Origin of the sequence: Mycobacterium sp. JS623, assembly GCF_000328565.1 — a bacterium.
GTDB lineage: Bacteria > Actinomycetota > Actinomycetes > Mycobacteriales > Mycobacteriaceae > Mycobacterium.
Window position 1 is genome coordinate 334,364 of the sequence record NC_019966.1, and the last position, 12,011, is coordinate 346,374.

Below are 12,011 nucleotides of genomic sequence, written 5' to 3' on the forward strand. Positions count from 1 at the left end.
GCGCTGGCGCGGATCGGAAGCATCGCTCATCGCGGCTCACCCCCGCTCCGACAGTACGAATTGTTGCTGTCGGCAGCATCAGCAGCTTACTCCGGGTTAGGTCTGCCAATTTGGCCCGCGACAAGGTCAATTGCTGTCTACAGTTAATGTCGCTTGCGTTAATAAACTCCAGAAAGGGGGCGGGCGATGAGCTTTCGACTTTCATCGCGGCGAGCAATCCTGATAGGCGGTTTTGCGGTCGCTGTTGCTGCCAGTCCGGCCGTCGCCGCGGTCGTACCGGCCCTGAATGCGCCGGCGCCGGTCGCGGAGTGTCCTGCTGGTTACGTGATGGAGCCCACGAGCGAAGCTTGCGTGTCAGGAGCGGAGCAAAACGTTCCGGAGGCAGTGCCGGGCACCCCCGCCCTTCCGCAAGTAGATGGCATTCCATGCACCGGGGCCAACACCGGCGAATGCATCGGGCTTCAGGAGTCTCAGGGCGGGGGCGGCCCCCTGCCGATTCCCTGACCGGGCACATGCGGTTACGCGACGCCGGGAGGCGATTTCGGCCCCCAAAAAGGCCGTTGAACTGCGGAAACACTGGCTGGATTGCTCCGCGGCGCAATTGGGACGAACCCCATTCTGTGATCCCGTCGTGACAACTTCGTGACATTTGCCCCTGTTATTTCGTATGGTGCTTGCCGTGGGCCGGCACTCATCAGCCAGGGAGCGGCGAAAGCCGCCTGTTGCCCTGGCTGCGCTCATCGCCCCCGCCGCCATGTTCTTCGCCGTTGCCGGAGACGTCCATCCATTCGCCACGCAACCCGAAGCCAGGCCAGCCCTGCCCAGGGTTGCGCCGGCGGCCACCCCTGCCGCGCCGTGCTGTTTCGAGATCGTCGCGGCGCCGCCTGCTATGCCGTCGGTGGAACCGGCAGGCGCGCAGTCGGATGCGAATCCTGTTGCTGCTCAATTGGTTTCGGCCTCACGATATCGGGTCGTCGACCGCGCGCTGCCGCCAGGAGTAGCCCCGGAGAGGGGCCTGCAGGTCAGAACTATTTTGACCGCGCGTCACATCAGCGAGGAGTTCCCCGAGATCCACGAAATCGGTGGCTTTCGCCCCGACGCGCTGCGGTGGCACCCGGACGGCTTGGCCCTCGACGTGATGATCCCGAACCCGAGCAGTGCCGCGGGAATCGCGCTCGGCGACCAGATCGTGGCATACGTGCTGCAGAACGCGGGTGTATTCGGCATCCAGGACGCGATCTGGCGGGGCGTTTACTACACCCCAGGCGGGGCGCAGCGCGGCGGATACGGCCACTTTGACCACGTCCACGTGACGACCACCGGCGGCGGCTATCCGACAGGCGGAGAGACCTACTACCGCTGAGCGGCGGTGAAGCGCTCAGCGTTGGCTCGCCCGCCACTTGTCGAGCAGCCTGCGGTCTCGTTTCGTCGGCCTGCCAGCGCCGCGATCGCGAACGGCCACAGGCGCATACGGCGTCGGCGGCGGGGCTGGTGAGTGATCGAGGTAGCACGTCACGGCGTCGGCGGCGCCGACACGCTTCTGGATCACCCGGGTCACCTCGACGATGCGGGTTCTGTCGCCGATCCGGGCATGCACCTTGTCGCCCGGACACACCGTGGTCGCGGGCTTCGCTGGACGGTCGTTGATACGCACGTGTCCACCCCGGCATGCTGCGGCGGCGTCGGTGCGGGTCTTGGTCAGCCGGACGGCCCACAACCACCTATCCACGCGGGTCGACTCCATGGCATCCATCATGGCCTGCCGACTCTTCACCGGTGGCGTTCGCGTACCGGGTTCCTGGCATCGATTTCGTGTTCGCGCGCAGACGAATCCGCGACGAACGCTGCCGCCATGTCCGTGGCGGCCTGGTGATCCCGTACGGCGATCGCGACCTCCATGCCGACATCGCCGCCGGCGAATCGTTACCGATTGCAGACGAAATCGACACCGAGTCCATACAAGTTCGGCGCGGTTAGCAAACCCACTGGTTGATACCGTCAGCCGACAACCTGGCCTAACGGATGGGAACATGACGGCGATCAACGACGCGGACCGCGCGCTTGAGGGTTCCCACTTCGAGAGGGTGGAGGCTCTGTCGCAGGCGACGACTCGTCTGCGCTTCGATCCGTACGTCGACATCGACTGGGACGCACCAGATAACGCTCTGGACAAAGACGATCCGCGATGGCAGCTGGACTCGAAGACAGATCCCCTTGCGGCGACGGACTGGTATGCCCGACAGCCGTTGCAGCGACGAATCGACATGGGCCGCTGGATTACCGCGAACACGCTCAAGGCGACGATTCAGTTCGAACAGATGTTGATCCGCGGGGTGGTGCACTACGCCGGCAATCTGCGGAATGGTTCGCCAGTCTTTCGCTATCTCATGGAGGAGTTGATCGACGAAGCCAATCACATCCTGATGTTCCAAGAGTTCATCAACCGCAGCGGCGAAGACGTTCCCGGGATGCGGCGAGGCTCCCGGTTCGTCGGTCCGATCATTGGCTTCATCGGCGGCTACGCCAGCATCTTCCATTTCATCGGGGTGCTATGCGGTGAACAGCCGCTGCACTATCAGCAGACCCTGCAGCATCGTGGCGCGGCGAAAGTACCGCCGCTGCTCAACAAGATCACCTACATCCACCTGGCCGAAGAAGCCCGTCACATCACATTCGCCGACGACTATCTGGCGCAACGGATGCGGTGGTCCAGCCGCTTCAGGCGGGCGACATATGCCATCGCCTTTCCGTTCTATCTACGGTGGTTGATCGGGGAGTCGATGGGACCGCCGCGCACTTTCGCCCGCCAATTCGGCGTGCCGCGAAGGGTTTTCAAGTCCGCTTACTGGAGGAGCGCTCAGTCATGCCGGATGATGGCGGACTCAGCCGCCGACGTTCGCCGCATCGCCGACGACCTAGGCCTGCGAACGGTGTGGACGCGTTGGCTATGGCGAATGTTCGGAGTCGAGGGGCCGGTACCGCGGTATCGCGGCGAGCCGGACCGAGACAACTCCGTGGCCGGCGTCGTCGGGCATCGACTGGCCGTGTGGGGACGTCTTGCGGCCGTGGCGATCATGGCTGGCGTGGCGCTGGGGGCGACGCCGGACGGATTGCGAATCATTGCTGTTGCCGCGGTCGGCGTCGGCGTATGGGCGACCTACCACCTGCTCCGCGAACGTCGTGGCGGCGTGGTGGGCAATCAAGAATTCGAATGGCCCAGGCTTTTCGTCTGGGTGGCGGTGTGCGTAGCCATGATTCCCGCCGGCGGCCTGATCGGACTTGCTCTGGTGGTGTTCATGATCTGGGCGCTCGCCGAGTTCATGCCCACGCTCTGACCATTGATTTCGGTACTGCAATCGACCGGCTCGGCAACCTCGAATGGAGTCTCGACCGTGATACGTTCCGCGCATGCCTGACCTTCCGTATTTCGATTTGCTGATCGACGAACGGCAGGACGGCGGTGAGACCGGGCAGCTGTGGGAACGTCAAGTGCACTGGGGTTATTGGGATGACCCCAAGGCCGCGACGGGAACCCGAGCCGATTACCACGCAGCCATGGAGACGATGGACGGCGTGCTGTTGGAAGCCGGCAAGGTCGCAGATGGGCAGCGCCTGCTGGACGTCGGATGCGGATTCGGCGGAACCATCCAACGGATCAATGGCGGGCACGCCGACATGCATCTCACTGGCCTGAACATCGATCCGCGCCAGCTTGCGGCCGCCGAGGCTCAGACCAAGTCAACGAACGGCAATCAGATTGTCTGGGTGGAAGGCGACGCGTGTCAGCTTCCGTTCGACGACAACTCCTTTGACCGGGTTTTGGCCGTCGAATGCATCTTCCACTTCCCGTCCCGCGAGCGTTTCCTGGCGGAGGTCGCGCGAGTGCTCAGGCCGGGCGGTTACCTGGCGGTGTCCGACTTCGTTCCCGTCATGGCTTTCTTTGGCAAGACCCCGATTTGGACAGCGATTCGCTCTCGGATCGCGAAGTCCTACGGGACGCTCGGGGCCGTACCGCTTCGGCGTTACAAGACCATGGGCAAGCGTGCCGGCCTTCGACTCGACGCGAGTCGCAACATCCGGAAGCACACGATGCCGACGTACCCGTTCCTGATCAGGTTCTTCCGCGAACAAGGCTCAGCGGATGCAGAGAAGACGATGGTCGTGGGAACGCGATGGATGAAGTGGCTGTCCAAGTCCGGCCTTCTGCAATACCGGGTCTACACGTTCCATAAGCCTGCTGTGACTTGAGCTTTGACGCCTTGTTGATGCTCACGGAACGGCTAGAAGATGGTGAGCTTGAAGTACACGGCTGGTGCCGCGGCGTCCGCAGCGGCGATCAGTTTCTCTTCGTTGCTCATGGCTACCGGGCCGGCGAATGCGGTCCCGCTGGGTGGGCGGGTCGACCCGATCACACGACGCGACATCTAAACTGGGATGCCGATCTCTCGGTGCCCCCTATGTTGCATGTGCCAGACAAGCTGCTCGTCAGTTACCCCTACTTGCCGGTCAGGCCGTCAGTCACGTTCTTGACAGCGTTGTTGACCGTGTCGGCGACGTTCTTCAGCCCGTTGCCCCCGCCGGACGAACCGCTCGGTGAGTTGTTACCCGTCCCAGGCAGCCCTGGAAGGAACTTGTTCGGAGAGCTGGCCTTCAGGGTGTTGGACGACACCGACGAATTGGTCAGCGTCGACGGTGAAAGCCCCGGCAGCGACGAGACGCCCGGCAGCGATGGGAGCTTGCCCGCCTCATCGATCGGCTTCGTGATGAGGTTGGTCGGGCTGGTCACGTCTTGCGTCGCGGTGCTAGCGCCGGCCGCCAGCCCGGCCGGAATCGAACCTGGCACTCCGCCCAGGTTGCCGAGCGATGACCCCGGCGTCATCGGTTGTGGCACACGAGGATCGGATGGTATCGGCTTGCCATTTTGATATCCCGCGTCCACGAGTTCGGTCGTCGTCGGTTCCAAGGTATTCGCCACGATGTCGCCGCCGGGAACCAGACGCAGTGGACGCAGCAGGGGCAAGTGCTCGGATTCGAAGGTCACATATGTCGTGCTGCTTCCCGGCAGGTCCACCGCGGTGTAGGTGCCGTCCGGATGCACGATGTAGTGATGGTGCGGGACGTTGCTGGGACCTTTTGCCTCGTCGATCGCCGCTTGCGGGACATCGGCGGTTTGCTCGCCTCCGTAGCCGTAGGCATAGGCGGCGAGGCTGTTGCCGACGGCGAACGGATTCAGCGGATCCGTTGGGGCGTCGCTGTTGATGTTGTAGGCGTATGCGACGTCCAGAACGTGGGAGTCCAAGTTGCTCGACGTCGGGGCGGCCGAGGTCCCCAGCAGCGGTGCGAACGGCGCATAGGTCGTCCAGAAGCCACCGGCGGCGCGGTTGGTGTTGTTGTCGAGAATGGCGAGGTCGATGTCACTCAGAGCGCCCGGATTGTTCTGGGCTAGTTCTCCCAGCGCAGTGCCGGTCTGCCCGGCGCCCCATCCAGATGCCAGAACCACGGTTCTGTCACCCCCCGGGCCGTCGTTGGCACCGCTGATCGCATTTGCAATGCCTTGGGGTCCCGCCAGGAACGGAACTACCTGTTGCGGCGCGTACGACGTATTCGCGTAATTTGTGCCGTAGTACGTCGTCCCCGCGAAGAACTGCGCCGTCGAGTTTGCGGGGGTAATCAAAGCCAGCAAGTCCACCGCCGACGGGGCCGACGTTTCCGTCGTGCTCGGGGCAGCACCGGGCGAGAATCCGGACACCGCCAGCGCAGCGGCGAGGACGCCGGCGGGCGTCACTACGGCTGCGACCGCGGCCGCCGGTCGCGAAATTTTCTTGCGGTGCTTACCGCTCATCGGAGCCTCCCCTACTCATGCCAACGCAGTGGAGCAAACGCTAACACGGAGGAAGGCGGGTAACCCAACCGCCGAACGCAAAGCTCACCAAGCGCGCTGGTCAGCCGCGCAAAGTCGCATACGCGAATTCCCGTTGACCGTCGCGCGGATCGATATCAGCCCGGAAGCCAGCAACTCCGCAGCGGCCGCTGGATCGGCCACGATGTGCCGAACATCGCCGCTCCGGTACTGGCCCGTCATCTCCGGGGATGCCTCCCCGCGCGCCTCGCACAGCGCAGTAGCCATCTCCAGGATCGAGCTTGGCTGCTTCGAAGCTGCTGTTTTTGGCTGCGGTAGTAAACGCCCACCTTCCACGGATTACCCTCGCCACCCACTCACATCAGTTGCGCATCCGCGCCGTGACCGGCGAAGCGGGCGCAGCTAACGCCGCCTCCCGGCCCGTACGGCGACGCTCGGTAAGGGTGCGGACCTACTGCGGACCTACGACCGCCTCGGGCTTGCTGATCGACGTATCGCCGCTGCTCTTCGTGGAGCCGATGACGGGAATCGAACCCGCGTATTCAGCTTGGGAAGCTGATGTTCTGCCATTGAACTACATCGGCATTCCGGACTGGCCGGTTTGACCACGAAGGCTAACACTTCAACGGCTACGCTCGTCGCGTGCTGCTCTCCGATCGCGACATCCGTGCCGAAATCGCAGCCGAGCGGCTGGGTATCGATCCCTACGATCCGGACCTCGTGCAGCCGTCGAGCGTTGATGTGCGCCTGGACAACATGTTCCGCGTCTTCAACAACACCCGCTACACCCACATCGACCCGGCCAAACAGCAGGACGAACTCACCAGCCTCGTGACACCGGATCCTGGCGAACCGTTCGTGTTGCATCCCGGCGAGTTCGTGCTCGGGTCGACGCTGGAGCTGTGCACGCTGCCCACCGACCTGGCCGGCCGCCTCGAGGGCAAGTCGTCGCTGGGCCGGCTCGGCCTGCTCACCCACTCGACCGCGGGCTTCATCGACCCCGGCTTCTCCGGCCACATCACCCTCGAGCTGTCGAATGTCGCGAACCTGCCGATCACGCTGTGGCCAGGGATGAAGATCGGCCAGCTCTGCCTGCTGCGACTGACCAGCCCCGCCGAACATCCCTACGGCAGCGCGCAGGCCGGCTCCAAGTACCAGGGCCAGCGCGGACCGACGCCGTCGCGGTCGTATCAGAACTTCATCAAGTCCAGCTGAGCGTGAGGTTTCGGTAACTCCGCCGAAACACGAAACATGCCGGTAACACTCTTGCCGCCTGCTTGAAACGCGGGACCGACATTCTCGGGCGAACCGTGCAAAGGAGCCCGAATTGGACGCGATCGATCCTGCCGCCACCGCATGGCTGCTCGCCAGCACCGCCCTCGTCCTGCTGATGACCCCGGGCCTCGCCATCTTCTACGGCGGCATGGTCCGCACCACCGGCGTGCTCAACATGATCATGATGAGCTTCATCTCGATCCCGTTGGTGACCGTGGCGTGGCTGCTCGTCGGCTACACCCTCGCGTTCTCGGACGACAGCGCGGGCGGGGTGGTCGGCAGCCTCAAGCACATCGGCATGCTCGGCATCAATCCGGACACCGCCCGCGGTCCCGTGCCTGAATTGTTGTTCGCCACATTCCAATTGGGCTTTGCGATCGTCACCGCAGCATTGGTCAGCGGTGCGATCGCCGACCGTGCCAAGTTCGCCGCCTGGATGGTGTTCGTCCCGATATGGACCGTTGCGGTGTACGCCGTCGTCGCGCACTGGGTGTGGGCGCCGGGCGGCTGGCTGTTCAGCCTCGGCGCGCTGGACTACGCCGGTGGCATGGTGGTCGAAATCGTGTCCGGCATGTCGGCCCTGGCGCTCGCTCTTGTGCTGGGCCCTCGCATCGGCTTCAAGAAGGACGCCATGCGTCCGCACAACCTGCCGTTCGTTCTGCTCGGCTGCGGCTTGCTGTGGTTCGGGTGGTTCGGGTTCAACGCCGGTTCGGCGCTGGCCGCCAACGGGCTGGCATCCGCGGTCTTCCTCAACACCTTGGTGGCCGGATGCCTCGGCATGCTCGGATGGATCACCGTCGAGCAGATCCGCGACGGCAAGCCGACCACCTTCGGCGCCGCCTCCGGCGTGATCGCCGGCCTCGTCGCGATCACCCCGTCCTGCGGAACTGTGAACACGCTGGGCGCGACCGTGGTTGGGCTGGCGGCGGGCCTCGTCTGCTCGTTCGCCGTCGGCGCGAAGTTCCGCTTCGGCTACGACGATTCGCTGGATGTCGTCGGCGTGCACTTTGTCGGCGGTGTCGTCGGTGTGCTGCTGATCGGATTCCTGGCCACCGCGGTGATGACCGGCGGCGCGCAAGGCCTCTTCTATGGCGGCGGTTTCACTCAACTCGGCAAGCAGGCGTTGGGCGTCGTCGTTGTCGGCGCGTACGCGTTCGTCGTTTCGTACGTGCTCGGCACGATCATCGACCGCATCATGGGCTTCCGCATCAGCGCCGAGGACGAGACCACCGGCGTCGACTTCACGCAGCACGCCGAGACTGCGTACGCGGAGGCCGTGCACGGGTATCAGCCCTCGCGCCGTCCCATGACGTTCGGCGACCCGGACGCGTCGGCGCCGCGTCCCGAGACCGCCGAAGAAGCCTGAATCCTTACCCGCGGTAAGGGAATTTGAACGCTGCGGCGCTCGTTGTCGTTGAGCCGAGTAGGGTTTTAGTACCGGTGCCGGCGACTGCTTTCAGCTAACGCCGTGGAATGTAACGGCCAGGCTGCTCGCGACGATGAAATATCGGGTCGTTGACTCGTGTGACGCAGGACCTGAATGGAAATCTTGATAGCGTAGCAAACACTTTTGGAGGGTCAGTGGACATCGTATTAGGTGTGTCGATGACACCTACGACGGTCCGCATGGTGCTGGTCGAAGGCGAGAACGCCGACGGCCCGATCGTCGACCACGATGTCTTCGACGTCACCGCCGCCGAAGGCTCAGCAACCTCTTCGAGCGCGGCGGACCAGGTCGTGGAGGCAGTCCTTGGCACCAAGGAAAGCGCCGCGGCGGGCGGGCATCATTTGAAGTCGATCGGCGTCACGTGGAGTGACCACGCCGAGGCGTCCACCCTGCGCGACACGCTGGCTGCGCGCGGCATCAATGACGTGATGCTCGTGTCGGACGGCCACGCCGCTGGCGCGCTCGCCCAGGCCGTCGGCCGGGCGGTGGGATACGCCACGACCGCGCTGCTGTTCATCGACCGCGACACCGCCACTTTGTCTGTGGTGCAGACCGACGACGGCTCCGTCGTCAAGGTGTTGAGCCGCTCGCTGCACAGCGGCGACGCGATGGCCGTCCTCGCCGACATGGCCGCGGCCGTCGACGCTCAGGACTCACCGCCGCAGGGCATGTTCGTGGTCGGCTCCGGCGTCGACGTCACCGCCGTGAAGGCACACCTCGAGACCCTCGTCAGCCTGCCGGTCAGCGCGCCCGACGAAGCGGAGCTGGCACTGGCCCGTGGCGCAGCGCTGGCATCCGCGAACGCCCCGGCCTTCGAGGCCACCACCGTCGGCCTGGCCTACTCGCAGGACCCCGACGGGACCACGGCGGGCAACGCTTATATCGGGCTTGCCGCGGCCGCGACGCAGCTGGCTCCTGTCGGCGCCGAACCTCTCGACGAGTATTCGGCGCAGACCGACATGGAGCCGATCGCCACCGACGAAGGCCGCAAGCCGTTCCTGCTCGTTGGTAGCGCGCTGACTTCGATTTTCGTGGTTGGTGTTGTGGCACTGGTCATTTCGCTAGCGGTGAGCATTCGACCGACGGTCGACCAGCGGCCGAGCCCCCGCCCGAACGCGATCGTGCCCAGCACGGTGGCGCCCGAACCGGCTCCCGTGCAACAGGCGCAGCAGCCCGTCGCCCCGCCTCCGCCCGCGGAGACCATCAAGCCGCCGATGCCCGTGGCCGTTCAGGAGGCCCCCGCGCCGCAGCAGGCGCCGCGTCAGGTGTTCGTCGAGCAGGCGCCCGCGCCGCAGGCGGCCCCGCCACCACCCGCCGCGCCGCCGCCCGCACCCGAGGCACCCCCGGTGGCCCCGGCTCCGATCGCGCCTGCGCCCGTTCCTTATATCCCGGCGCCGGTGTACAACCCGCCGGTGTACAACCCTCCGGTCTACAACCCTCCGGTCTACAACCCGTACCTGCCACCGCCGGCGTACTACCCGCCGCGGCCCAGGCAGTGGACACCGCCGTGGCAGCCGCCGCAGCAGGAGCCGCCGCAGCAGGACCCGCCGGACGCACCGCAGTATCCGCAGTATCCGAGCCAGGGCGGCTCGGGCGGTGGCTATCCGGGGTCGGGCTCCGGAAGCTATCCAGGTGGGTCCGGTGGTCGCGGTGACTACGGGTCCGGACACTCGGGCGGCGGCCGCGGCCCAAACTGTTTCCTGATCTTCTGTAGCGGCTAGCCGTAACCTGCTGTTGGTTTGGCGCTTGGTGTCCCGTAGCAGTTTGCTCATAGCGGCTGCCTATAGAGGCAGTATGAGATGCACCGTCTTTGGCACGGGCTATCTCGGCGCGACACATGCCGCCGGAATGGCCGAACTCGGACACGACGTCATCGGCGTCGACATCGATGCGGGTAAGGTCGCCAAGCTCGCATCAGGTGACATTCCGTTCTACGAGCCCGGCCTGCGAAAGATGTTGAGCGACAACCTCGCAGCGGGCCGGCTGCGGTTCACCACGGACTACGACGAGGCCGCCGACTTCGCCGACGTGCACTTCCTTGGCGTCGGAACGCCGCAGAAGAAGGGGGAATACGGCGCCGATCTTCGTCATGTGCACGCGGTCATCGACTCTCTGGTGCCGCGGCTGCGCAGGCCCGCCGTGATCGTCGGCAAGTCGACGGTGCCCGTCGGCACAGCCGCTGAACTCGCCGACCGTGCCCGCGGGATCGCGCCGGAGGGAATCGACGTCGAGATCGCGTGGAACCCGGAGTTCCTTCGCGAGGGCTTCGCCGTTCACGACACTCTGCATCCCGACCGCATTGTGCTTGGCGTGCAACGAGATTCGATTCGCGCGGAAGCCGCGGTCCGCGAGCTCTACGCCCCGCTTCTGGCGGAGGCCGTGCCGTTTCTGGTCACCGATCTGCAGACTGCCGAGCTGGTCAAGGTGTCGGCGAACGCCTTTCTGGCCACCAAGATCTCGTTCATCAACGCGATCTCCGAGGTGTGCGAAGCCGCCGATGCGGACGTCACGCTGCTTGCCGACGCGCTGGGGTATGACCCGCGGATCGGGCGCCGCTTCCTCAACGCCGGACTCGGATTCGGCGGCGGCTGCCTGCCCAAGGACATCCGCGCGTTCATGGCGCGCGCCGGCGAGCTGGGCGCCAACCAGGCGCTGACGTTCCTGCGCGAGGTCGACAGCATCAACATGCGCCGTCGCACCCACATGGTCGAAGTGGCCACCAAGGCATGCGGCGGTTCGCTGTTGGGTGCGAACATCGCCGTGCTCGGCGCTGCGTTCAAGCCGGAGTCCGACGACGTCCGCGACTCGCCGGCACTCAACGTCGCAGGCATGCTGCAACTCAACGGCGCCACCGTCAACGTCTATGACCCGAAGGCGATGGAGAATTCGCAGCGGCTGTTCCCGACGCTGAACTATTCGACGTCAGTGGTCGAGGCCTGTGAGCGCGCCGACGCCGTGCTGGTGCTCACCGAGTGGCGCGAGTTCGTCGAGCTTGATCCCGACGAACTGGCAGGGACTGTGCGCGCGAAGGTCGTTGTCGACGGACGCAATTGCCTCGATATCGAGCGGTGGACCAATTCCGGTTGGCGGATCTACAGCCTCGGCCGCAGCGTCAACCACCCGCTGCCTGCCTGAGCTGTCCTGTCTTGACGTCAAAGTTCCCCGGCAGCCTGTCAGTTACAGAATCATTTGTTCGCCAGGCTAGTCCGATTTCGGAATTCAACCAGGCCCACGCACCCGCAAACGGGCATTTAAGCTATTGCTGCGGCAATAATAGCGAAGTTGTTTTCGATAGCCATTGCGTTTGTACCGCGCTATTTACATGACACACACATGTACGGTGCGTCCCGATCCCGTATCGCGTCGGGAAAGGGCCGATATGGCTGTCTTCGGCATGGTTTACTCTTTGACTACCAGGCTGCGCCCCCG

Annotated in this window: 11 protein-coding genes, 1 tRNA gene and 1 pseudogene; 8 read left to right on the top strand and 5 right to left on the bottom strand. The window is 64.8% G+C overall.

The genetic code is table 11. From position 1 onward, the window contains the following. The first annotated feature begins 679 nt into the window (after positions 1–679). On the top strand, positions 680–1,363 hold the full coding sequence (locus tag MYCSM_RS01535; protein ID WP_198344987.1) for a hypothetical protein: 684 nt from the start codon (positions 680–682) through the stop codon (positions 1,361–1,363). Between the two features lie 15 nt (positions 1,364–1,378). Here the strand turns inward: MYCSM_RS01535 and MYCSM_RS01540 are convergent, their stop codons facing one another. Next, complete coding sequence (locus tag MYCSM_RS01540) at positions 1,379–1,744, bottom strand: RNA-binding S4 domain-containing protein (protein ID WP_041312979.1); 366 nt, start codon at positions 1,742–1,744, stop codon at positions 1,379–1,381. 32 nt (positions 1,745–1,776) lie between these two features. Between MYCSM_RS01540 and MYCSM_RS01545 the strand changes: the two genes are divergently transcribed. The 3 genes from MYCSM_RS01545 to MYCSM_RS01555 all read left to right on the top strand — a co-directional run bounded on the left by MYCSM_RS01545 (position 1,777) and on the right by MYCSM_RS01555 (position 4,248). Continuing rightward, a complete protein-coding gene (locus MYCSM_RS01545) occupies positions 1,777–1,977 on the top strand; it encodes a hypothetical protein (RefSeq protein WP_041311177.1) in 201 nt (66 codons plus the stop codon). Between the two features lie 53 nt (positions 1,978–2,030). Further along, positions 2,031–3,335: an AurF N-oxygenase family protein gene (locus MYCSM_RS01550; protein WP_015304362.1), complete on the top strand. Its 1,305-nt coding sequence runs from the start codon at positions 2,031–2,033 to the stop codon at positions 3,333–3,335. A gap of 73 nt (positions 3,336–3,408) precedes the next feature. Further along, the gene (locus MYCSM_RS01555) at positions 3,409–4,248 is read left to right on the top strand and encodes a class I SAM-dependent methyltransferase (RefSeq protein ID WP_015304363.1); all 840 of its coding nucleotides are present in this window, start codon (positions 3,409–3,411) and stop codon (positions 4,246–4,248) included. Between the two features lie 32 nt (positions 4,249–4,280). On the opposite strand, the gene MYCSM_RS36945 is transcribed toward MYCSM_RS01555, so the two are convergent. The 4 genes and pseudogenes from MYCSM_RS36945 to MYCSM_RS01570 all read right to left on the bottom strand — a co-directional run bounded on the left by MYCSM_RS36945 (position 4,281) and on the right by MYCSM_RS01570 (position 6,444). Further along, entirely contained in the window at positions 4,281–4,424 is a 144-nt protein-coding gene (locus MYCSM_RS36945) for a hypothetical protein (protein ID WP_015304364.1), read from the bottom strand. 71 nt (positions 4,425–4,495) lie between these two features. Next, positions 4,496–5,842, bottom strand: coding sequence for a PE-PPE domain-containing protein (locus tag MYCSM_RS01560; RefSeq protein ID WP_015304365.1), 1,347 nt, complete (start codon positions 5,840–5,842; stop codon positions 4,496–4,498). A 100-nt stretch (positions 5,843–5,942) separates the two neighbouring features. Beyond that, positions 5,943–6,154 (bottom strand): annotated as a pseudogene (locus tag MYCSM_RS37995) (NAD-dependent epimerase/dehydratase family protein); the annotation flags it as partial. Positions 6,155–6,370: 216 nt separating this feature from the next. After that, positions 6,371–6,444 (bottom strand) — tRNA-Gly (locus MYCSM_RS01570). A 58-nt stretch (positions 6,445–6,502) separates the two neighbouring features. Here MYCSM_RS01570 and dcd point away from each other — a divergent pair. The 4 genes from dcd to MYCSM_RS01590 all read left to right on the top strand — a co-directional run bounded on the left by dcd (position 6,503) and on the right by MYCSM_RS01590 (position 11,717). Continuing rightward, positions 6,503–7,075 (top strand): dCTP deaminase, encoded by a 573-nt coding sequence (gene dcd, locus MYCSM_RS01575; protein ID WP_015304366.1) that lies wholly within the window; start codon positions 6,503–6,505, stop codon positions 7,073–7,075. Between the two features lie 112 nt (positions 7,076–7,187). Next, positions 7,188–8,501: an ammonium transporter gene (locus tag MYCSM_RS01580; RefSeq protein ID WP_015304367.1), complete on the top strand. Its 1,314-nt coding sequence runs from the start codon at positions 7,188–7,190 to the stop codon at positions 8,499–8,501. Between the two features lie 215 nt (positions 8,502–8,716). Beyond that, entirely contained in the window at positions 8,717–10,303 is a 1,587-nt protein-coding gene (locus MYCSM_RS01585) for a DUF7159 family protein (protein ID WP_015304368.1), read from the top strand. 73 nt (positions 10,304–10,376) lie between these two features. After that, a complete protein-coding gene (locus tag MYCSM_RS01590; RefSeq protein WP_015304369.1) occupies positions 10,377–11,717 on the top strand; it encodes a UDP-glucose dehydrogenase family protein in 1,341 nt (446 codons plus the stop codon). Positions 11,718–12,011: the final 294 nt, after the last annotated feature.

What these genes read in the sequence shown, in the direction of transcription:
- MYCSM_RS01590 (WP_015304369.1), top strand. Translation starts at nt 10,377, where the DNA reads ATGAGATGCACCGTCTTTGGCACGGGCTATCTCGGCGCGACACATGCC.
- MYCSM_RS36945 (WP_015304364.1), bottom strand. Translation starts at nt 4,424, where the DNA reads ATGTCGCGTCGTGTGATCGGGTCGACCCGCCCACCCAGCGGGACCGCA.
- MYCSM_RS01540 (WP_041312979.1), bottom strand. Translation starts at nt 1,744, where the DNA reads ATGGAGTCGACCCGCGTGGATAGGTGGTTGTGGGCCGTCCGGCTGACC.
- MYCSM_RS01550 (WP_015304362.1), top strand. Translation starts at nt 2,031, where the DNA reads ATGACGGCGATCAACGACGCGGACCGCGCGCTTGAGGGTTCCCACTTC.
- MYCSM_RS01560 (WP_015304365.1), bottom strand. Translation starts at nt 5,842, where the DNA reads ATGAGCGGTAAGCACCGCAAGAAAATTTCGCGACCGGCGGCCGCGGTC.
- MYCSM_RS01555 (WP_015304363.1), top strand. Translation starts at nt 3,409, where the DNA reads ATGCCTGACCTTCCGTATTTCGATTTGCTGATCGACGAACGGCAGGAC.